This is a genomic window from Kitasatospora sp. NPDC059795, from assembly GCF_042732175.1.
Taxonomy (GTDB): Bacteria; Actinomycetota; Actinomycetes; order Streptomycetales; family Streptomycetaceae; genus Kitasatospora.
Map to the genome: position 1 here is coordinate 248666 of NZ_JBHWID010000009.1, position 20943 is coordinate 269608.

14 protein-coding genes and 3 tRNA genes are annotated in these 20943 nt (G+C 75.0%); 10 read left to right on the plus strand and 7 right to left on the minus strand.

Going from position 1 to position 20943, the window contains the following annotated elements; genetic code table 11:
• The first annotated feature begins 31 nt into the window (after window positions 1–31).
• Together ACFV4P_RS20505 and ACFV4P_RS20510 are read left to right on the plus strand one after the other, a co-directional pair.
• Entirely contained in the window at window positions 32–709 is a 678-nt protein-coding gene (locus ACFV4P_RS20505; RefSeq protein WP_380473043.1) for a response regulator transcription factor, read from the plus strand.
• Complete coding sequence (locus ACFV4P_RS20510) at window positions 702–2387, plus strand: ATP-binding protein (protein WP_380473045.1); 1686 nt, start codon at window positions 702–704, stop codon at window positions 2385–2387. The genes ACFV4P_RS20505 and ACFV4P_RS20510 overlap by 8 nt, the downstream gene beginning before the upstream one ends.
• A 62-nt stretch (window positions 2388–2449) precedes the next feature.
• Here the strand turns inward: ACFV4P_RS20510 and ACFV4P_RS20515 are convergent, their stop codons facing one another.
• Window positions 2450–5647, minus strand: a complete 3198-nt coding sequence (locus ACFV4P_RS20515; protein WP_380473047.1) for a PAS domain-containing protein — start codon at window positions 5645–5647, stop codon at window positions 2450–2452.
• 201 nt (window positions 5648–5848) lie between these two features.
• On the opposite strand from ACFV4P_RS20515, the gene ACFV4P_RS20520 reads away from it, so the two are divergent.
• The 8 genes from ACFV4P_RS20520 to ACFV4P_RS20555 all read left to right on the plus strand — a co-directional run bounded on the left by ACFV4P_RS20520 (window position 5849) and on the right by ACFV4P_RS20555 (window position 13644).
• Window positions 5849–5939, plus strand: a tRNA-Ser gene (locus tag ACFV4P_RS20520).
• Window positions 5940–6116: 177 nt separating this feature from the next.
• A tRNA-Arg gene (locus ACFV4P_RS20525) sits at window positions 6117–6192 on the plus strand.
• A gap of 34 nt (window positions 6193–6226) precedes the next feature.
• A tRNA-Arg gene (locus ACFV4P_RS20530) sits at window positions 6227–6302 on the plus strand.
• A 517-nt stretch (window positions 6303–6819) separates the two neighbouring features.
• Window positions 6820–9858: an Ig-like domain-containing protein gene (locus tag ACFV4P_RS20535; RefSeq protein WP_380473048.1), complete on the plus strand. Its 3039-nt coding sequence runs from the start codon at window positions 6820–6822 to the stop codon at window positions 9856–9858.
• Window positions 9859–10070: 212 nt separating this feature from the next.
• Complete coding sequence (locus tag ACFV4P_RS20540; RefSeq protein ID WP_380473050.1) at window positions 10071–11315, plus strand: SPFH domain-containing protein; 1245 nt, start codon at window positions 10071–10073, stop codon at window positions 11313–11315.
• On the plus strand, window positions 11312–12283 hold the full coding sequence (locus ACFV4P_RS20545; RefSeq protein WP_380473052.1) for a C40 family peptidase: 972 nt from the start codon (window positions 11312–11314) through the stop codon (window positions 12281–12283). Before ACFV4P_RS20540 ends, ACFV4P_RS20545 begins: the two co-directional genes overlap by 4 nt.
• A gap of 205 nt (window positions 12284–12488) precedes the next feature.
• Window positions 12489–12692, plus strand: coding sequence for a hypothetical protein (locus tag ACFV4P_RS20550; protein WP_380473054.1), 204 nt, complete (start codon window positions 12489–12491; stop codon window positions 12690–12692).
• A 103-nt stretch (window positions 12693–12795) separates the two neighbouring features.
• Window positions 12796–13644 carry a tyrosine-protein phosphatase gene (locus ACFV4P_RS20555; protein WP_380473056.1) on the plus strand — a complete coding sequence of 283 codons (849 nt, stop codon included), beginning with the start codon at window positions 12796–12798 and terminating at the stop codon, window positions 13642–13644.
• 10 nt (window positions 13645–13654) lie between these two features.
• On the opposite strand, the gene ACFV4P_RS20560 is transcribed toward ACFV4P_RS20555, so the two are convergent.
• The 6 genes from ACFV4P_RS20560 to ACFV4P_RS20585 form a co-directional block, all read right to left on the minus strand.
• Window positions 13655–14476: an RNA polymerase sigma factor SigF gene (locus tag ACFV4P_RS20560; RefSeq protein ID WP_241844225.1), complete on the minus strand. Its 822-nt coding sequence runs from the start codon at window positions 14474–14476 to the stop codon at window positions 13655–13657.
• 143 nt (window positions 14477–14619) lie between these two features.
• A complete protein-coding gene (locus tag ACFV4P_RS20565; protein WP_380473183.1) occupies window positions 14620–15465 on the minus strand; it encodes an RNA polymerase sigma factor SigF in 846 nt (281 codons plus the stop codon).
• Between the two features lie 217 nt (window positions 15466–15682).
• Window positions 15683–15976 carry a Dabb family protein gene (locus tag ACFV4P_RS20570; protein WP_380473058.1) on the minus strand — a complete coding sequence of 98 codons (294 nt, stop codon included), beginning with the start codon at window positions 15974–15976 and terminating at the stop codon, window positions 15683–15685.
• A 96-nt stretch (window positions 15977–16072) separates the two neighbouring features.
• Window positions 16073–16213, minus strand: a complete 141-nt coding sequence (locus ACFV4P_RS20575; RefSeq protein WP_198953198.1) for a hypothetical protein — start codon at window positions 16211–16213, stop codon at window positions 16073–16075.
• Between the two features lie 402 nt (window positions 16214–16615).
• Window positions 16616–20326, minus strand: coding sequence for a HEAT repeat domain-containing protein (locus ACFV4P_RS20580; RefSeq protein WP_380473060.1), 3711 nt, complete (start codon window positions 20324–20326; stop codon window positions 16616–16618).
• Complete coding sequence (locus ACFV4P_RS20585; protein WP_380473062.1) at window positions 20323–20745, minus strand: hypothetical protein; 423 nt, start codon at window positions 20743–20745, stop codon at window positions 20323–20325. Before ACFV4P_RS20585 ends, ACFV4P_RS20580 begins: the two co-directional genes overlap by 4 nt.
• Window positions 20746–20943: the final 198 nt, after the last annotated feature.

Sequence of the window (20943 nt, forward strand, 5' to 3'; positions counted from 1 at the left end):
ACCCGCCCGGACGCCTGCCACGCTGGTCCCCATGCGCGTACTGGTGGTCGAGGACGAACGGCGGCTCGCCGCCGCACTGCAACGCGGCCTGCGGGCCGAGGGGTTCGCCGTCGACATCGCCCACGACGGCGAGGACGGCCTCTGGCTGGCCACCGAGCACGACTACGACGTGATCGTGCTCGACATCATGCTGCCCCGCCTGAACGGCTACCGGATCTGCGCCCGGCTGCGCGCGGCCGGCGACGACACCCCGATCCTGATGCTCACCGCCAAGGACGGCGAACTCGACGAGGCCGAGGCGCTGGACACCGGCGCCGACGACTTCCTCTCCAAGCCGTTCTCCTACGTGGTGCTGGTGGCCCGGCTGCGCGCCCTGGTCCGGCGGACCGGCCGACGCCTGCCGCAGACCCTGGAGTTCGGCGATCTGGCGATCGACCCGGCCCGCCGCATCTGCACCCGCGAGGGCGGCGAAGTGCGGCTCACCACCCGGGAGTTCGCGGTCCTGGAGTGCCTGGCCCGGGCGGCCGGCGGGGTGGTCTCCAAGCGGGAGATCCTGGAGAACGTCTGGGACTCGGCCTACGACGGCGACCCGAACATCGTCGAGGTCCACATCAGCGCCCTGCGCCGCAAGATCGACGCCCCGTTCGGCCGCAGCGCCGTCGGCACCGTCCGCGGCGCGGGCTACCGGCTGGCGGTGGACGGTGGTTGACCGCCCCCGCAGCCCACGATGCCCCCACCGCCTCCGGCTGCACAGCCTGCGCCGCCTGCGCCGCCTGCGCCGGTTCCTGCCGCGCTCGGTCCGCGCCCGGGCCACCTTCGCCGCCACCGCCGTGGTGACGCTCGCGTTGGGCGCCAGCTCGTTCGCGCTGCTCGCCGTGCTGCACACCAACCTGGTCCGCGCCGCCCGGAACGCCGCGATCGAACAGGCCGGCAAGGTGGTCGAGTCGGCGTCCCGCGAACACCTGCCGTCGGTCCTCGCCCCGCGCGGCGGCGTCTCCGTCTGGGTGCTCGGCTCCGACGGGACCCCGGTCGCCGCCACCCCGGACCTGCTGGCCCGCCCGTACGCACCGCCGCCCGTCCCGAGCGTCCCGACCCCGAACGTCCCGACCCCGAGCGTCCCCGCCCCGAGCGTCCCCGCCCCGAGCGTCCCCGCCCCGAGCGTCCCCGCCCCGAGCGTCCCCGCCCCGAGCGTCCCCGCCCCGAACGTCCCCGCCCCGAACGTCCCCGCCCCGAGCGTCCCCGCCCCGAGCGTCCCCGCCCCGAGCGTCCCCGCCCCGAACGTCCCCGCCCCGAACGTCCCCGCCCCGAACGTCCCGTTCAAGGCCGTCCCCGGTCCGGACGGCGACCGGCACCCGCCCGGCGACCAGCTGCTGGTGGGCGCGCGGATCTCGGACCGCCGCCTCCCGGTGATCTCGCTGTCCGTCACCGGCCCGGACGGGCCGCTCACCGTGCACGCGGCCGTCTCGCTGCGCGACCTGGACGCCGCCCAGGACACCACGAGCACCGCGCTGGCCGTCGGCGTCCCGGCGCTGGTGCTGCTGGTCGCGGCCGTCACCTGGGGCGTCACCGGCCGGGCGCTGCGCCCGGTGGAGGCGATCCGGGCCGAGGTCGCCGAGATCACCGACCGCGACCTGCACCGCCGGGTGCCGGTCCCGCCGACCGGCGACGAGGTGGCCCGGCTGGCCGTCACCGTCAACGCCACGCTGGACCGGCTGGAGGACGCCGGCCTGCGCCAGCGCCGCTTCATCGCCGACGCCTCGCACGAACTGCGCAGTCCCATCGCGGTGCTGCGCACCCAGCTGGAGGTGGCGCTGGCCCACCCGGACCCGGAGCTGTGGCCCGAACTGCTCGCCGACGCCGTCGAGGACACCGTCCGGCTGCAGGACCTGGCCGCTGACCTGCTGCTGCTCGCCCGGCTGGACGCCGCCGACCCGGTCGCCGTCGAACTCCTCGACCTGGCCGACGTGTTCACCGCCGCCCTGGCCGCCCGCACCGCCGACCGGATCCCGGTCGCCGCCCGACTCGCCGACGACGCCTGGGTGCTGGGCAACCGCACCTGGCTGACCAGGCTGCTCACCAACCTGGTCGACAACGCGCAGCGCTACGCCGCGAGCCGGGTGGAGATCCGACTCGCCGTGCAGCAGGGCCTGGTGGTGCTGGAGGTGGGCGACGACGGGCCGGGCATCCCGGCGGCCGACCGGGAGCGGGTGTTCGAGCGCTTCACCCGGCTCGACGACGCCCGCAGCCGCGAACTCGGCGGCGCCGGACTGGGGCTGGCCATCGCCCGGGACCTCGCCGGGCACCACGGCGGCACCCTGGCCGCCGAGCCCGCCCGCACCGGCGCCCGCCTGGTGGCCCGCCTGCCGCAGGCCGATCCGCCGGGGTGAGCGGGCGGGGCCGAGCGGGCGGGGCCGAGTGCGCGGGGCCGAGTGCGCGGGGTGAGCGGGCCTCAGAACGAGGCGGCCGTCGCCACCTGTCCCAACGCGCCGACCCGGGCGAGCAGTTCGACGATCCGGCGCTGCACCTCGTCGGTGGTGGAGCGCTCGGCGAGGAACAGCACGTTCGCGCCGGTGCGGAGCCCGGCGCGGGCCTGCGGGTCGAGGTCGGCCGAGGTGTACACCACCAGCGGGGTGCGGTGCAGGCGGTCGTTGGCGCGCAGCCAGTCCAGCAGGCCGCGGTTGCGCTGTTCGATGCGGGCGAGGTCGAGCACCACCAGGTTGGGCTGGATGCTGCTGGCCCGGGCCACCGCCTCGTTCTCGTCGGTGGCGTGTTCGACCTGCATGCCGCGCCGTTCCAGGCTGGCGACGAGGGCGGCGGCGACCTCCGGGTCGGACTCGACCAGCAGGACCCGGGCGGCGTGGTTCTCGCTGTCGCGGGGGGCGAGGGCCCGCAGCAGCACGGCGGGGTCGGCCCCGTAGGCGGCGTCCCGGGTGGCCTGGCCGAGCCCGGCGGCCAGCAGCACGGGGATCCGTCCGGCCAGTGCGGCGGTGCGCAGCGCCTGCAGGGCGGTGCGGGTGATCGGTCCGGTCAGCGGGTCGACGAAGAGCGCGGCGGGGGTCTGCGGGACCTGCGCGTCGACCTCTTCGCGGGAGGCGACGACGACCGGCCGGAAGCCGCGGTTCTGGAGCGCGCTGTGGGTGGACGGGTCGGGTTCGGGCCACACCAGCAGCGGGCGCGGGCCGTCGAACGCGGGCTCCTTGGCGGGGGCCAGTTCGGCGATCGGCCGGGGCGGCGTGCGCCCCTCGACGGCGCCGGGCCCGGCGGGCAGCGCCAGCGCGCCGCCGCCGTCGCCCGAACCGGCGGGCAGCGCCTGCCCGTTGACGGCTGCCGGGGCCGGGCCGGCCGGTTCGGCCTGCTGGGGCGTTCCGGGGGCCGGGAGCTGGCCGGGGAAGCCGCCCAGCGGCCGCGGCGGGACGAGTTCGCCCAGTCCGCTGCCGACGGGCTGCGGCTGCCCGCCCTCGGCCGGGGCCGGCGGCGTGGGCGGCATCGGGGGAACGGCCGGCGCGGCGGGCCGGGCGACCTCCAGCGCGGTGGACGGCTCGGGATCGGCGGCGGGGACGGGCGGCAGGACCGTCGTCACCTCTTCCGCGCTCTCCGCGGTGTCGGCGGGCAGGGCCAGTCGGCGTCGCCGCCCGGTGGGCCGGGTCGGCGGGGCGACGGGTTCCGGGGGGCCGGCGGGCAGCGCGTTCTCCAGGCCGGGGTAGACGGCCGCGCCGGCGTCCGGGATGCCGGGCAGGTGGAGGGCCGGCGAGCTGTCGCCGGAGTCGATCGGCGTGGCCCGGCGGGCCCGCCGCCCGGTGGGGGCGGGCGGTTCGGCGGTGACGGGCTGCTCGGCGGGCTCGTCGGCGGACGGGCCGGGCCCGAGCGCGATCGGCGCGCCGGGGGCGGCCTGTTCGGGCCGTGCGCCCCCCTCGCGGGCCGGGCGGGCCCGGCGTCGGCCGGAGCCCTGGGTGTCGTCGGCCCGGGCGGCCGGGGCGTCCTCCTCGGCCGGTTCGGGCTCTGACGGCCCGTCGTCGTCCGCGGGGGCCGCCTCGGGCGAGGCGGGCTGCCCGGGGAGGTCGGGCAGCATCGCGGTGTCGGAGTCCTTGGGGACGTGCTGCTGCTTGTCGGGCGTGCCGCCGTCGCCGCCGTCGGGGTCGAGCGGCAGTTCGACCACGTAGGTGGCTCCGGCGCCGCCGGGCAGGTCGTGCCGCTGCAGGACGCCGCCGTGCCGCTGGACGGCGGCGCGGGCGATCGGCAGGTGGACGGCGCTGGCGGTCTGCGCGGGGCCGCGCACCTCGATCCGGGCGACCTGTCCGCGCTGGGCGGCGGCCAGCACCACCATCGGCGGCTGCCCGGGGTCGGGCGCGGGGCCGGCGAAGGCGCCGCCGGTGGTGGCGGATTCGTCCTCCGCGCGGGTGGGTTCGGGCACGGGGGTGACGCCGCTGACGTCGGCGACCAGGTGGGCGAGCGCCTGGGCGAGGCGTTCGCGGTCGGCGAGCACCTTCACGGCGGCGGCGTGCACCGAGTAGCGGACCCGGCCGGGGCCGACCAGTTCGCCGGCCCGGTCGACGGCGAGCTGCACGACCTCGTCCAGGCCGACGCGTTCGCGGTCCAGCGCGGCCTTGCCGCGGTCGGCGGCGGCCTCGAAGCGCTGGTGCTCCAGCACGCCCTCGATCAGCCGGCCGAACCGGCGGCACTCGTCGGCGAGTCGGCGCAGCGTCCAGTTGGCCTCCGGCCAGAGCTGTCCCGCGGGGTCGGCGGCGAGCGAGTCGATCCGCCGGTGCAGGGCGCCGAGCGCGCCGCCGAGTTCGGACTCCAGCACGGCGGTGAGGTGCTCGTTGCGTGCGGTGAGGGCGAGTTCGTGGGTGCGGTCGGTGAACGTCATGACGGCGCCGACGAGTTGTTCGCCGTCCCGGACCGGTGCGGTGGTCAGGTCGACGGTGACGGGGCTGCCGTCCTTGCGCCACAGCACGGTGTTGCGGATCCGGTGCTTGCGGCCGGAGTGCAGGGTGTCGTTCAGCGCCGAGCTCTCGGCGGCCAGCGGGCTGCCGTCGGGCTGCGAGTGCTGGATCAGCGGGTGCAGTTCGCGCCCGCCGAGCTCGCTGGCCCGGAAGTCGAGGATGTGCGCGGCGGCCGGGTTGACCAGCACCACGCGGCCCTCCAGGTCGACGCCGAGGACGCCCTCGGCGGCGGCGCGCAGGATCATCTCGGTCTGTTTGTGCTGGCGCCGGAGTTCCGACTCCACGCCGAGGCGGGTCGACAGGTCGCGGACCAGGAGCAGCAGCAGGTCCTGGTCGGTCGTGGTGAAGGACAGGAACCCGTGCGCCTCCCCGCCGCCCTCGTCGGTGAAGTCGTTGCCGGACACCTCGACGGCGAAGGTGGTGCCGTCGGTGCGTCGGGCGGTCATCCGGACCGGTAGTTCCAGGCTCTGGGTCTCGCTCGCCGGGGGCCGCATCGAACCGGGGATTCGGCTGGGGTCGAACTCCGGCAGCAGGTCCAGCACTCCCCGTCCGACCAACGAGGTGCCGGGGGCCTGCAGGCTCTCCACGGCGGCCTTGTTGACGTCGACCACCGTGCCGTTGGAGTTCACCAGCAGCAACGGATCGGGCAGTGCGTCGAGTATCGCGGCGAGGCGAGCAGCGCCTCGGGTCGGCCTGCTGCTCACGTCGACAGGTCTCCTCACGCCTTCAGGCCGCCGCTTCGACGGGCGGCTCTGGCTCTCCTCGGAGACTGGAGTATCTCATTCTTCTTTGCGCCGTGGACGACCCGGCCAGTATCGTTGTGGTGGTTGGTGCCGGAGCCTTCGGCTGTGGCATCATCGCAGTCGCACGGAGTGCGCCGGAGTCCCGGTCGCAGTCCGGGTGTTGGAGGCGTCGCCTAGTCCGGTCTATGGCGCCGCACTGCTAATGCGGTTTGGGCTTTACCGTCCATCGAGGGTTCAAATCCCTCCGCCTCCGCCTCACCGGGAGCCCCGTCGGTCACAGACCGACGGGGCTCCTTCGTTGTCGGCGACTGTTCGTCCGGCGGCCCCCGTGGCGGCCTTGACGGGGCCGACGGCAATCGATTTCGCCCCAGGTCGCCGGTCATGTAATGTTGTCCCCGCACCGCCCAAGAGGCCAAGGCCGACGGGGCGAGCGCTCATAGCTCAACGGATAGAGCACTTGACTACGGATCAAGAGGTTGCAGGTTCGAATCCTGCTGAGCGCACCAATCTCCGCTCGCGGCTCCGCAAGGGGCCGTCCGAGCGCTCATAGCTCAACGGATAGAGCACTTGACTACGGATCAAGAGGTTGCAGGTTCGAATCCTGCTGAGCGCACCAGCCGAAGGCCCCGGGTTTCCACCCGGGGCCTTCGTCGTTCTGCCGGCGGCCCGAGCCCGGTCCGGTCGGTCCGGTCGGTCCGGGGCGCGTCGCGGGCGGCGAGCTTGCGGAGATCCGGATCGTGCTCGAACAAATGGGCGGAGAACTGCGCGGTGGCATCGCTGCCGCAGGGCCGGACCGCGGCGGAGCCGCTATTGGTGCGCGTGGAATCAATGAACGCACCTGTCGAATCTACTGATAAACACATCAATTCCGGCCGGTAGGCCTGACGGACCGTCAAGTGCTCGACGCCGACGTCCGATTGATGCCTGCTCGGGCGAGTTGACGCCCTGCTCAGCGGGTATCCCCATGCTGCCGAACGAGTGGCCGCCGATCGGGTGGTGTCGAGCGAATTGACCCGGTGTCGCGGTATGACCGAAACCAGATCGTGATTCCCTTTTGTCCGATCGTCATGACCATTCGGGGCATGGCATCGGACCGCGAATTCGGCGGACGAAGATACCGAGAGGAGAGCCGGATGTGCCGACAGTTCCTCCACCGGGCCCCGGCCCCCGACGCCCGCCCGGCCGACCGTGACCGGCCCGGACCCCGGATCGGCCGGACCACCACCGCCCTGATCGCCACCGGGCTGCTCACCGGCCTCGGCACCCCGCCGGCGGTCGCCCAGCAGTCTCCCGACAGCTGGTCCGCCGAGCGGCGCGCCCAGCTGCCGTCCGGGCTGGCCGTCCAGTTCGACTGGGAGGCCGCCCCCGGGGTGGGCGTCGAGGCCGCGCCCGGCAAGCTCGCCGACCGGGCGGCCGGTGCCGCCTACAGCGACGGCATCCGCCCCGGCGACCCGGCCGAGACCTTCCGCGCCACGGAGGAACATCCGCACGCGGACGGCTCCTGGCACCCGCTCGGCACTCTGCGGCTCTCCTTCTCCCACCCGGTGCGCAACCCCCGCCTGCACGTCAGCGGCCTGACGGGGCTGGCCACCGGCAAGGCCGGCACCACCGGCACCAGCACCCGGCTGACGGTCGCCGGCGGCAGCCCGGCCGCGCCCGCCCTGGCCGGCCGCACTGCCTGGGCCGGCTGGACGGTCGGCCCCGCCGAACTCGCCCCCGCCGAGGGCGGCGCCCGCGACGGCGACGCCGACGGCACCGGCACCCTCGAACTGACCGGCACCGTCAGCACCGTCGATCTGCGCGTCGACCGCCGCTCCACCGCGCGGGACGGCTCCACCACCCCGCCCGAGGCCCTCCGCCCGGCCTGGACGGTCACCCTGGACGAGGGCCTGGGCAGCGCCCCGCAGGACTACGGCAACGCCTCCCACCTGGTCTCCGACCTGTTCCTCGGTCAGGACGCCGCCCCGTCCGCCACCCGCACCCGGCCCGACCTGGCCCAGTCCGTCGAGCAGCCGCTGCTGCCCGGCCCGGCCGGGTCCGGGCCGCCCGCCGCCGAGGCCGGCCCGCTCGCGCCGAGCGTGGAGACCGACGGTGGGGCGAGCCGCCGCAGCCCCTGGGCCAACCCGGCGCAGCCCCGGCCCCGGCCCGGCCGGGCGGACTACCGGGGGGCCGACCCGAGCCTCACGTTCCCGGCCGAGACCACCGCCGGGAACACCTACCGGGCGGAGGTGCCGGTCAGCGCGGGCGGCGGCCCCGCGGTCCTGGCCGGCTGGATCGACTTCGACCACAACGGGCGGTTCGACCCCGAGGAGCGGGTGCAGGCCGAGGTCCCGGCGGGGGCGCGCAGCGCCGCGCTGGAGTGGCAGGTCCCGTCCGACGCGGCGAGCGGCGACACCTGGGTCCGGCTGCGGCTGGCCCGCAGCGGCTCCCAACTCGCCACCGCCGACGGCTTCGCCGACTCCGGGCAGGTCGTCGACCAGCGCGTCGCGGTGACGGTCGTCCCCGCCGCCCCCGGGCCGGAGATCGCGCTGCCCATCCCGGGCACCGTCACGGGCGAGGTGCGCCCGGAGTTCCGCGGCGACGGCGCACTCGCCGGGGCGGGCATCGCCGTCCAGGAGAACGGCTCCGCGCTGTGCACCGCGCAGGTCGGCAACGACGGCGGCTGGAACTGCCGCCCCGAGGGCGCGCTCGGCGAGGGCGCCCACACCCTGGTGCTGGCGGAGACCGGCCGCGGCGGCGTGCTGCACGGCGATCCGTTCCGGCTGACCGTCAAGACCGCCGCCCCGACCGCTCCGGTCCTCACCCTGCCCGCCTACAGCAACGACCCGGGGCTGCTGGTCACCGGCCTCGGCGAGCCGGGCTCCACCGTCACGGTCTCCACGGACGGCGGGGCGGAGGACATCGACCTGTGCTCCACCGGCGTCGCCGCCGACGGCAGTTGGTCCTGCCTGCCGGTGGAGAACCTGCCCGACGGCGACCACCGGCTCACCCCGCACGCCCGCGACGCGGCCGGCAACCGCTCCGACGGCAAGACCGTCGGGCTGACGGTGGACACCGCCGCGCCCGACAAGCCGCAGCTCGTCGCGCCGGTCGCGGGTGAACTCCTGCACACCGCCCGGCCGGTGATCAGCGGCCGCGCCGAGCCCGGCACCACCGTCACCGTCACCGCCGGGCAGAGCCGCGGCGAACGCGCCACCGTGTGCAGCGCCGTCACGGCGGCCGACGGGAGCTGGTCCTGCACCGCCACCCACGACCTGACGGGCGGTGACGTCACGCTGATCGCCACCGCCACCGACCCGGCGGGCAACGGCACGGCGGGCGACCCGGTCGCGGTCCGGGTGCCCGGCGCACCGGCCGGCAGCGGCAGCACCGCCCCGACGACGCCCGCCCCGACGGCGTCGCCGAGCGCACCGGTCCCGTCCGCCACCTCCTCACCGACCTCCGCGGCCACCACGGTCCGGCCGAGCGCACCGGCCCCGACGGGCACACCGTCCGTGCCGTCCGCGCCGTCGGCCCAGAGCCCGGCCGCGACCGGCCCGTCCGCCTCCGCCGCCGCCTCCGTCTCGGCCGCAGCCTCCGCCCCGGTGTCGGCCCCGGCGAGTGCGGTGCCCTCGGTGCTGCCGGTCGTGGTGCCGACCGAGAGCCGGAGGCCGTCCGCCCCGACCGCCCCCGCGGTGCAGGAGCCGGACGAGCTGGAGGTGCCGTTGCCGCCCTTCCTGGAAGAGGTGGTGACGACCGATCAGTCCGTCTTCGCGGCCCGCCCCGCGACGTCGGAGGGCGCGCCGGAGCGCCAGGTGCCCGCGGCGACGGGCACGCCGTCGGCGAGCCCCACGCCGGCCGAGGCGGCGCCGCCGGCCGAGGTGTCGAGCCCGACCCCGGAGCCGGCCGCGGCCGATGCGACGGTCCTGCTCACGCCGTCGGACACCACGGCCACCACGGACACCACAGCAGCCTCGGCCGCGTCGTCCGGTGCGGCGGCGGCGGACGAGGCCGTCCGGGAGCGGACGTTGGCCGCGCCGCCGCCGCCGGGCGGGGTGGCGGCGGTCGAGCGTCGGGCGGCGGCGACCGGGTGGCGCGGTCTGGCCTGTGGGGCGCTGCTGATCGCGGCGGGCTTCGGGCTGTTGGCGCGCCGGGTGCTCGGCGGTCGGAGGCGGCGCACCCGCCGTCACTGACGGCCGGCCCGACGGAGGTTCGACGGCTGCCCGGTCCGCCTTTTCCGCCGTGTGCGGGAGGGCGGGCCGGGTGTCGCCGGATTTTCCGACATAGCGACACACCGCAAGGCATTCATCGCATTTGATGATCAATCGGCCTAGCCTGTGGTCCGGCACTGCCCGTCAGCTCCGGGCCGCCCGTTGCGCGACACTCTGACCCTTAGGACACGTGCATGGACGTCACCCGCGACTCGTCGCCGCGATCCCGTTCCTGGCCCACCCCCACCGAGCCTCCCGCCGACCCCGTCGGCGCGACCCAACTGGTCAAGGCGGTGACCGACCCGCTGATCAAGGCACCCGCACCCGCACCCGCACCCGCACCCGCACCGGCTCCGGAGCAGTCCGACCGGAACGAGCCGACCCAGCAGCTCCCGGCCGTCGATCCGGCCGCCCCGGCCGGGGGCGGCGCGGCCCACCCGACGGTCTCGGACGCCACCACCCACCGGCGGCCGCCGCGCGCCGACCAGTCGCTGCGCGAGCGTCCGGCGTTCGCGCTGCCGGGCTGGCTGCCGCTGCTGGCGCTGCTGCTCGGCACCGCCGGCGTGCTGCTGGTGCTGGCCAGGGCGGGGGCGATCCCGCACCTGGCCGGCCTGCCGGACGTCCGCAACGCGGCCGCGAAGGCCGACGGCGGCCGGATGGACGACCGGACGATCGCCGCGGTCAGCGCGATCGGCCTGGCGATGCTGGTGTCGCTGGCCGGGCTGCTCTCCAATCCGGGCGGCGAGACCCGGGTGCTGACCCGCTGGGGCCGCTACCGGGGCACGGTGCGCCGCACCGGCCTGCTGTGGGTGAACCCGATGGTGCGCCGCCGCCGGGTGGACGTCCGGCTGCGGCACTGGCGCAGCGAGCCGGTGCACGTCACCGACCGGACGGGCACGCCGCTGCTGGTGCGGGTGTTGATCGTGTGGCGGGTCAAGGACACCGCGCGGGTCACCCTGGGCATCGCCGAACATGAAACGTATCTGCGCGAGCAGGTGCAGGCCGTTCTCACCCGAACTGCCTCCGCTCTGCCGTGCGACTCCAACTCCGCCCCGGGGCCCGCGCTGCGCGACGGCCAGTGGTTCGCCGACGAGCTGACCAGGGCGCTGGCGGCGGAGACCGCCCCGGCGGGCATCGAGGTGTACTCGGTGCAGCCGCTGGCCCTGGACTACGCGCCGGAGGTCGCCGAGTCGATGCGCCGCCGCCGACTGGCCGACCTGGACGCCGGGCTGCGGACCGTCCTGGTGGACGACGCGGTGGAGGCCGCGGCGCTCGCGGTGCGCCGCCTGGAGCGCGCCACCGCCCACGAGTTGGACGACAGCGCGCGCAGCGCCCTGATGGAGCAGCTGCTGGTCGCGTTCGTCGCCCCGGCCGGGGTGACCGCCTCGGTGCCCGCTCCGGCCGTCCGGCCGAGCCGCAAGGAAGGGAAGCCCGCGTGAAGCCGACGCTCGCCTCGATATCCACCGATCCCGCTGATCTCCCCGACTGGTCGGAGGGCCCGCTGCTGGGCTTCGCCGAATCCGACGGTGCGGCGCTCTGCCGCTGCCCGCAGTGCGCCCGGTCCGCCGCCGACTCGAAGGCCGCCGACTCGAAGGCCACCGGGTCGAGGGCCGCCGAGCGGGCGGGCCGAATACACCGCGCCGTGCGCTCGACCTGTCTGGCCACCACCGTGCTGGCCGGCGCGGGAGCCGTCGGCCTGGGCCTGGGCGCGAGCACCGCGCACGCCATGCCCGCACCGTCCGGCCCCGGCTGGGACGGTCACGTCTACTGGTTCAAGAACGCGGCCGGCGAGTGGCGCTACACCAAGTGGCAGAGCGTCTACCAGGAGCGCACCGGCGGCTCCAAGGGGCAGTCGCAGTCGCAGGGTTCCGGCTCCTCGGGGGGCATCCGGCAGGGCTGGGACGGCAAGGTCTACTGGTTCAAGAACGCGGCCGGCGAGTGGCGTTACACCAGCCACTACGACGTGTACGTCTCCCGCACCGGCGGGGGCGGCTCGTCCTCGTCCTCTTCCTCGTCGTCTTCCTCGTCGTCGAAGCCCGCGTCGAGCGGCACCGAGGCGGCGGTGGCGTACGCGCTGGCGCAGGTCGGCAAGCCCTATGTGTGGGGCGGCAACGGGCCGAACGGCTTCGACTGTTCGGGCCTGGTCCAGCAGGCGTTCCGCCGGGCCGGGGTGTCGACCCCGCGGGTGGCCGACGACCAGTACCGGGCCAGCACCCCGATCACCGCGAAGCAGCTGAAGCGCGGCGACCTGATCTTCTGGTCCAGCAACGGCCGGGTCTCCGGCATCCACCACGTGGCGATCTACCTCGGCGACGGGACGTACGTGGAGGCTCCCCGGCCCGGCAAGGACGTGCGGGTCTCCCATCTGAACAGCGGCTACTACCCGGACTTCTTCGGCCGTCCCTGACGGGCCGGCCGGCCGGGGCGCGGGATGTCACCCGGGGGCGTCAGTCGACGTCATGTTCGGGGGCAACCCGTTCGGGTCCTGCTCGGTTCCGCTGCGACCGGTTGTTCATGCGGGCGTCGTCCGAGGTGAGGGCTCCGTGCAGAGTGGGCGCGCAGTGGGGTCCGGGGTGTCGGCGGGGTGTCGGCGTTGGCTAGAGTCCCGTTCCATGGCTGACAACGACTACGACCCCGCCGGCTCCACCCAGATGTTCCGGGCGTTCGTCGACGAGGCCCCGGCCGCACAGGCCCCGGGCACCGTCACCACCTACGGCAGCAGCAGCTCCTCGTCGAGCCGCACCCCGATGATCGTCGTCGGGGCCATCGTGGCCCTGGCGGTCGTGGTCGGTGTGATCTGGCTGGCCGTCAAGTAACGCACGGCATCCGCCCTGTCGGGGCCGGCCGGACACTCCGGGCGGTCCCGCGGGTCGGCGCGCCTACACTGGCGGCAACCGTCGCAGTCCGCCAGGAGGCCCCGTGTCCGCGCCGTCCGTCGAGACCGCCCGCAGCCTCGGCCTGGCGGCCGCCGTCAACGCCCGCGACCTGGGCGGCTACCGCACTGCGGACGGCCGTACCGTCCGTCCGGGCCTGATGCTGCGCACCGAGGCGCTGAGCCGCCTCGGCGAGCGCGACCGCGAACTGCTCGGCGCGCTCGGCCTTCGGCACGTCGTCGACCTGCGCAGCCTGGACGAGGTGCGCCACCTGGGCGCCGACCTGGTCCCGGGCCTGCCGACGGCGGTGCTCCCGGTGGACGCCGCCGCGGCCCTCAGCGTGCCCTCGCCGGACGGGTTCGGCCCGGCCCTGCACCACCTGCCGGTCTTCTCCGCCGACTTCGACCTGTACGTCGACCTGCGGCGGGCGCTCGGGAGCGGCGAGCCGGACGCGATGCACGCCGTGCTCGGCGACGGCCGGGGCGCCGCGATGATGACGTCGATGTACCGCTGGTTCGTCACCGACGCCCTGGCACGTTCCCGCTTCGCCACCGTGCTGCGCCTGATCGCCGAGGCCGACGGCGCGCCGGTCCTCTTCCACTGCACCGCCGGCAAGGACCGCACCGGCTGGACGGCCGCCCTGCTGCTCACCGCCCTGGGCGTGGACCGGGAAGCCGTCCTCGCCGACTACCTGCTCACCAACGAGCGCGCCGCGACGCGGATTTCCCGGGTCGACCCGTTGGTGCGGCCCCTGGCCCGCGCCGAGACGATGTATCTGGACGCGGCCTTCGAGGAACTCGCCCGCGGCTGGCCCACCTTCGAGGATTTCTGGCAGGACGGCCTGGGCCTGACGGGCGAACACCTCTCGAATCTCCGGGCCGTGTGCACTCTTTAGGGAGCCCGGACTACTCGGCCGTCAGGCCTGCGCGGAGGTGGGCGAGGGTCTTGGTGAGCAGGCGGGAGACGTGCATCTGGGAGATGCCGATCTCCTCGCCGATCTGGGACTGCGTCAGGTTGCCGAAGAAGCGCAGCATGATGATGCGGCGTTCGCGGGGCGGGAGTTTGGCCAGCAGGGGCTTCAGCGACTCGCGGTACTCGACGCCTTCGAGGGCGAGGTCCTCGTAGCCGAGGCGGTCGGCGAGCGGGCCGTCGCCGCCGTCGTCCTCGCTGGGGCTGGAGTCGAGGGAGCTGGCGGTGTAGGCGTTGCCGACGGCGAGGCCCTCGACCACGTCGTCCTCGGAGACGCCGAGGTAGACGGCGAGTTCGGGGACGGTGGGGGAGCGGTCGAGCCGCTGGGAGAGTTCGTCGCCGGCCTTGGTGAGGGCGAGCCGGAGCTCCTGGAGGCGGCGGGGGACGCGCACCGACCAGCTGGTGTCGCGGAAGAAGCGCTTGATCTCGCCGACCACGGTGGGCATGGCGAAGGTGGGGAACTCGACGCCGCGGTCCGGGTCGAAGCGGTCGATGGCTTTGATCAGGCCGATGGTGCCGACCTGGACGATGTCCTCCATCGGCTCGTTGCGGCTGCGGAAACGCGCGGACGCGTACCGGACCAGCGGCAGGTTGAGCTCGATCAGGGTGTCGCGCACGTAGCCGTGCTCGGCGCTGCCGGGCTCCACCGCGGCCAGTCTGCGGAACAGCGATCGGGACAGCGTACGGGTGTCGAGGGCCCGGTCGGGGGCCTCGGCGGGTCCGGCCTGGGCCGGGATCGGTACGACGACGGACTCGATGACCGCACTGCCCTGTTCTGTCAACACGCGCCCACCCCCTAGTGACTGCCTGTCGAACGGGTGCCGCGGTACGGCGGTTCCCGACTGACGTGTCCTCCTGCTCAATACCGGATCACCGGGCCCGGCAAACCCGAACAGGCGGCTCACTCCTCCCAGGAGTTTCCGGTGCGCAGCCGGGTGAGGATCCGGGACAGCAGTCGGGAGACGTGCATCTGGGACATGCCGAGTTCGGTGGAGATCTGCGACTGGGTGAGGTTGGCGAAGAACCGCAGCATGATGATCCGCCGTTCCCGTTCGGGGAGTTGGACCAGCAGGTGGCGGACCATGTCGCGGTGTTCGACGTCGGTGAGGGCGGAGTCCTCGTAGCCGAGCCGGTCGAGCAGGGCGAGTCCGCCCTCGTGTTCCTGGGCGGCTTCGAGCGAGGCGGCGTTGTAGGCGCGGCCGGCGTCCAGGCAGGCCCGGACGTCCTCCTCGGGGATGCGCAGGTTGGCGGCGATCTCGGGGACTTTCGGGACCCGGCCGTGGGTGACCGTCAGTTCTTCCATGGCGCCGCTGACCTGGACCCACAGCTCCTGGAGCCGGCGCGGGACGTGCATGGTGCGGACGTTGTCGCGGAAGTAGCGCTTGATCTCGCCGAGGATGGTGGGCAGGGCGTAGGTGGGGAACTGGACGCCGCGGGTGGGGTCGAAGCGGTCGATGGCGTTGATCAGGCCGATGGTGCCGACCTGGACGATGTCCTCCATGGGTTCGCTGCGGCTGCGGAAGCGGGTGGCGGCGTAGCGGACCAGCGGGATGTTGATCTCGATCAGGGCGGCCCGGACCCGGGCGCGTTCGGGGGTGTCGGCCGGCAGTTCGGTGAGCCGTTCGAACAGCACCCGGGTGAGGGTTCGGACGTCGATCGTGCCGCGCGCGCCGGGGCGGCGGGCGGCCAGTTCGACCGGGTCCGTCAGCTCCTCGGCCCGGTCCTCCGGCGCACTGCTGCCCTGCATCCGCACGGACACGTCACCCCTCCCTCGTGAATCACCTCGCCAAAATTTCCGGCAAAACCGGTCATAGCATCACAAGTCGCTCTGTGGCCGGGCAAGCACCCGACGGAGGCGTGTTGACGGCCTGTCCAGCATTCGGCGGAGCGCGCCGCGACCCCCGGCCTGCTGGGCAGGCCGGGGGTCGCGGTGGTCGTGCGTGTACGGCGGGGGTGTCGGGTGCTCAGACCTCGATGTCGGCGATCACCCAGGTGGCGAAGGCGCGCCACTGGCCGGCGGCGGCCTGGTGGGCCGGGTGGCCGAGGTAGGCGGCCAGCGCGTCGCGGTCCTCGACCAGGCTGTTGATCGCATAGTCGTACGCGATGTCCCGCTCGGTGGTGTTCCAGCCGCACTCCCACGCGCGCAGCTCGGGGACGATCGCGCCCAGCTCGGCGAACGCCTTCGCACCCGCCAGGGCCCTCGGGTCGTCCTTGGCGATGCCGTCGTTGAGCTTGAACAGGACCAGGTGCCGGATCACGATGCCGCTCCTCGCGGATCAGGAGGGCACGCCCCCGCGGGGGAGCGCCCCCGAAGGACGAACCCCGCAAACGCTACAGGGCAGGTCGGCCCGGCCTCAGCGCACCAGTCCGGTCATGAAGGAGCCGACCGCCTTGGCCGCGTCCGAGATCCCGACGAAGCCGGACTGCACCAGCTCGGCGGCGCGCACCGGCGAGGTGATGATCGTGTAGATGACGAAGATGACCAGAATCCACATGGCCACCTTCTTCGCCTGAGCCATCGAACGGGCCTGCCTCCCTGAGTCGGGCCGCCGTCCTCTCCCCGCACGGCCCTGCCACCCGCAGCTTATCCACCGGACGGCGCAACGGGTGAGGGCCTTGTTCACCTGCCAGGACGAAGGTCCTGCGCGGACAGGGCTTTCTCCGGGTGTGCCCCTCGCGGCGGCACGGCAGGATGGTTCATGTACCGAGGATCTGGCAGGAATCCCCGGTACGGCGATCCGGAGGTCCCCGCTGTGGGACCGGGCACCGCGGCTTCCCCCCGACGCGGACCCGGTTGTGGGACCTCCGCCCGGGGCGGCAGCTCGTCCCCCCGGAGCTGCCGCCCCCACCGCGGACCGAGAGGTTCGTTCCGGCTCCGCACTCCCGAGGCACGGTGGTCAACCGCCTGGGAGTGCGGAGCCGTCCGCCGTCCACGGCGTGACCGTGGAGCGCAGCGCCTCGCCGAGCCGGGCGGCCTCGACCGCCACCGACGGCAGCCGTTCGGCGCGCGCCCGGGCGGCCAGCAACTCCAGCGTCTCCGGGCCGGGGAAGGCGAACGCCAGGGCCCGCAGCGCCGCGATCCGGGTCTCCTCGTCGCCGTCCGCGACCGCCCGCAGGCGCAGGAACTCCGTCACGTCCGGTTCGGCCGCCAGGGCCCGCAGCGCCACCCGGCGCGGCAGCGGGTCGGCGTCCGCGACGGCGCGTTCGCGCAGCAGCCCGGCCGGGCGGGCCGTGCGGTGGCGGGCCAGGGCGTGCAGGGCGATCGCCCGGATCGGCGCCGACGTGTCGGCGACCGCCCGTTCGCGCAGCAGCGCCCGTACCGCCGGGTCGTCCGGCCGGTGCGCCAGCAGCGCCCGCAGCACGGACAGCCGGACGGCCGCGTCCCGCAGGTGTGCGGCGCGGGCGAGCAGCAGCAGGCCGGCGCGGTCCTCGCCGTCGTAGCAGCGGACCACGGCGGCCAGCGCCAGGTCCCGGGTGCGCGGGTCGGGGTCGGACACCGCGCGTTCCAGGAACAGGGCGCGGGCCTGCGCGCTCGGCGCGCGGCGGTCCGCCAGGGCGGTCAGCACCGCGCCGCGCACCAGCGGGTCGGGGGAGTGCACGGCCTCGTGGCGGACGAAGGCGTCGAGTTCCGGGTCGTCGGCGAAGTGCGCGGCGAGTTCGCCGGTGGCCTGGGCGCGGCCGTGCCCGTCGGCGGCCCGGGCGCGTTCGAACAGGAACTCCGCGACCTCCCGGTCGCCCGCCCAGCCCTGGCCGAGCAGGGTCAGCGCGAAGGCCCGCACCTCGGGCAGTCCGTCGCCGGCGACGAAGCCGCGCAGCTGGTCGGCGACCTGCCGGTCGCCCGCCCAGCGGTGGGCCAGTACGGCGAGCGTGCGGCGGCGCACGATCGGGTCCGGGTCCTCGGCGACGCGCTGGCGCAGGAACTCGGCGACCTCCGGGTCGCCCGCCCAGCCGCGGGCCAGCCCGGCCAGCGCCGCCATCCGCACCCGCGGGTCCTTGTCGGCCCCGGCGAGCAGCCGCAGGAACGAGGCGTTGCGCGGGTCCTCGGCCGGTTGCAGACAGATCGCCTGCAGGGCCAGGCCGCGCACGCCCGGGTCCCGGTCGGTGCGGACCCGGTCGCGCAGGAACTCCGCGAGCGGGCCGCCGACCCGCTCGTTCACGGTCAGCGCGAACACCGCGAGGCCGCGCAGCTCCGGGTGCACGTCGGCCGCCGCGATCTCCCGCAGCAGCTGCTGCGCGGGGCCGTCGTTCGCCCAGCCCTTGCCGAGCGCCAGCATCTCGTTCAGCCGGTTCTCGCCCCGCGCGCCCGCCACCCGGGCGCGCAGGAACGCCCCGCCGGCGGCCTCGCCCGCCCAGCCGTCGGCGAGCGCCGCCACCGCCGCCTCCTGGGTGAGCGGGTCGGGGTCCTCCTCGATGCGGCGGCGCACGAACGCCCCCACCTGCCGGTCGCCCGCCCAGCCGTCGGCGAGCGCCGCGAACGCCGCCGCCCGCTGCGCCGGCGACCAGCCGTGCTCGGCCCAGGCCCGCAGCACCGCCGGGCCGCGCGGGTCGTTCAGCAGCAGCGCGCAGGCCAGCCGGGCCGTCACCGCGCCCACCGCCAGCAGCGGGGACTCGCGCTGCGCGTGGTGCCCGTACACCAGGTACCAGCGCAGGAACCGCTCCCGGCCGACCCAGTGCGGGCCGAGCCCGGTCAGCACCGGTCGCAGCCCGTCCAGCGCCTCGACGGTGTCGCCGGACAGCACCGTCGAGCCCTCCGCGGCGTACGCCTCGAACAGCGCCACCAAGGCGTCCACCACCGCCTCGCTCTGCGCCGTCACCAGGCCGAGCTTGCGGACCTCGCCCAGGCAGCGCACCGCCAGCACCAGCCACTCCGGTGCCGGGTCGCCCGCCGCGGGCAGGGCGGGCGCGGCCGCGAGGAGGCGGGTGACGGCCTCGCCGACGAAGCGTTCGTCGAGTTCGCCCGCGAGCAGGAGCAGCACTTCGCGCCAGGCCGGGTCCCGCCAGCGGGCCGCGAAGACGCCCTCCAGCAGCTGTTCCTCGGTCAGCGACCGTTCCCGGTTGAAGCGGTAGGCGATGTCGGACGCCGCCAGGTACTCCAGGAACGCGCGGTGGACGAAGCCGTACACCTCGCCGCCGAAGCGGCTCAGGATGAAGTTCCGCTCCCGGAACTGCTGGAGCATCGCCCGCGCGACCGGCGCCGCCCGGTCGGCGGGCAGTTCGTAGCGCTCCCGCAGGTAGCCCTCGAAGGACGCCAGCAGCACCCGCCCGGGGATGTGGTTGCCGGCGATGCCGTCGCCGCCCTCCTGCATGCGCCGGGCGACCAGTCGCAGCAGCTCCAGGCGGTCCTCGGACGCCAGGTACGGCATGCCGCCGTCCACCCGCCGGTCCTGCAGGTACTTGCTCGGGTCCCAGTGCTCGACCAGCACGGCCACCGCGTGCTCGTACACGGTGCGGCGGTCCCGGGGCAGTTCCCGGCGACGGCCGATGATCGCCAGGATGGTCAGGATCAGCGGGTTTCCGGCCAGCTCCCGCACGGGCGCGGAGGACGCCACCGCGGCCGTCACCCGGCGGCGCAGCCGTTGCGCCTCCACGGGGTCGTTGGGGCAGGCGGTGGCGTACCAGAGGGTGGCGAAGGTGTCGATCTGCCGGTCGTCGAGGTCCTGCAGCATGTAGTGGCCGAACCCGGCGGCGTCCAGCGGTTCGCGCCGGTAGCCGATGACGCGGGACGTCACCAGCACCCGCACCTGCGGGTAGCGGGCGGCGAACGCGGCGATCCGTCGGCTCGCGGTCTCCCGGACCTGCGGGTCGAACAGTTCGTCGAGGCCGTCGAAGACCACCAGGGTGGCTGCGGGGTGCTCGGTCAGCTGGCGGTCGAGCAGGTCGGCGGGCAGGCCGAGGCCCTCGGTGCCGTGCAGGTGGGCGAGGAAGTCCTCGAAGGTCCGCTCCCGCCACTCCGGGTCGGCGTAGCGGCGCAGTTCGACGATCAGCGGCAGCCGGCCGGCGAGCGCGGCGACCTCCTCGGGGACGGCCGCGCCGGGGTGGACCAGCGGTTCGGTCAGCGTCAGGCCGAGGAACCGGGCCAGGGTGGACTTCCCGGAGCCGGGGTCGCCGAGCAGCACGGCGCGGTGGCCGTCCGGGCCGGCCAGCATCGGCAGCACCGGCACCGCCGGGCGGCGGCGGTAGGCCTCCCGCACCCGGCGGACGGTCTCGCGCTCCACGCCGGGCGGCAGCCGGCCCGGGTCGAGTTCGCCGGTCTCGGTCAGCCGTTTCAGCAGCTCGCGGGGGAGTTCCACCGGCGGCGGGTCGGCCCGGACCAGCTGCGGGACGAAGACCTCGCGCAGGTGCACCGCCGGGTGCTCGTCCTGCTCGGACAGCGGGGTCAGCACCTCCAGGTCGAGTCGGTGGTAGCGCTCGCGCAGCCGCACCGCGTGGCGGCGGCGGGCCGCGTCCAGGTCGCCCGGGGGCGGGGGTGGGGTGCCCACGGTGATCTGCACGCTCCGGGCGTGCTGGATCATGGTCAGGTCACGACCGGCGGTGGCGTGTTCGGCGGACTGGCCGCCGCCGCTCGCGGCGCCCTCGGCGCCGAACAGCCGGCGCCAGAAGCCGCTCACGGCTGCTGCTCGCCGAACCGGACCGACCCCTCCACCCCGTCCACCAGGTTCACGTCGCCGCCCGCGCGGACGCCGCGCGCCGACTGACCGTCATCCGCCGTGTCGGTGACGGGAGTTGTGGCGGCGTCGGGAACGGCCCCGGGGGTGGGGGAGCCGCCGATGACCACGTCGCCCTTCACGTTGCGCACCATCCGCACCGAGCCGCCGGCGGCCGCGCCGTCCGCGGACTGGCCGCCGCCGCGGCCGCGGATGCCACCCGTCACCGACAGCACCAGGCCCGCCAGCCCGACGAACAGGCCCAGCACGCCCGCCCATTGATTCGCCCGGTCCAGGCCCTCTCCCCACAGGAAGAACGCCAGTCCCACCACGGAGATCCCGGCCCCGACCCACACCAACCAGCGCCACCTCGTACTCCCCATGCGGGCATCATCCCCTCAACTGCGCCCCGGGCAACCGGAAATGGGCGCCCAGTGCGGTGCCCGGGGGAAACCGGGCAGCCCGGGTTTCCACTCCGAAGGCCCCCGGCGGCTGGACCGGGCGGGTACTTACCGGTGGTCGCTCGCGTGTCCGAGCATCGATGCCGCGTTCGGACGGGTCGACTGCGAGGCGTCGACAGC

Coding starts and splice junctions, on each gene's coding strand:
- ACFV4P_RS20505 (WP_380473043.1), top strand. CDS start 32: ATGCGCGTACTGGTGGTCGAGGACGAACGGCGGCTCGCCGCCGCACTG.
- ACFV4P_RS20535 (WP_380473048.1), top strand. CDS start 6,820: ATGTGCCGACAGTTCCTCCACCGGGCCCCGGCCCCCGACGCCCGCCCG.
- ACFV4P_RS20540 (WP_380473050.1), top strand. CDS start 10,071: ATGGACGTCACCCGCGACTCGTCGCCGCGATCCCGTTCCTGGCCCACC.
- ACFV4P_RS20550 (WP_380473054.1), top strand. CDS start 12,489: ATGGCTGACAACGACTACGACCCCGCCGGCTCCACCCAGATGTTCCGG.
- ACFV4P_RS20565 (WP_380473183.1), bottom strand. CDS start 15,465: ATGCAGGGCAGCAGTGCGCCGGAGGACCGGGCCGAGGAGCTGACGGAC.
- ACFV4P_RS20575 (WP_198953198.1), bottom strand. CDS start 16,213: ATGTGGATTCTGGTCATCTTCGTCATCTACACGATCATCACCTCGCCG.
- ACFV4P_RS20585 (WP_380473062.1), bottom strand. CDS start 20,745: ATGGGGAGTACGAGGTGGCGCTGGTTGGTGTGGGTCGGGGCCGGGATC.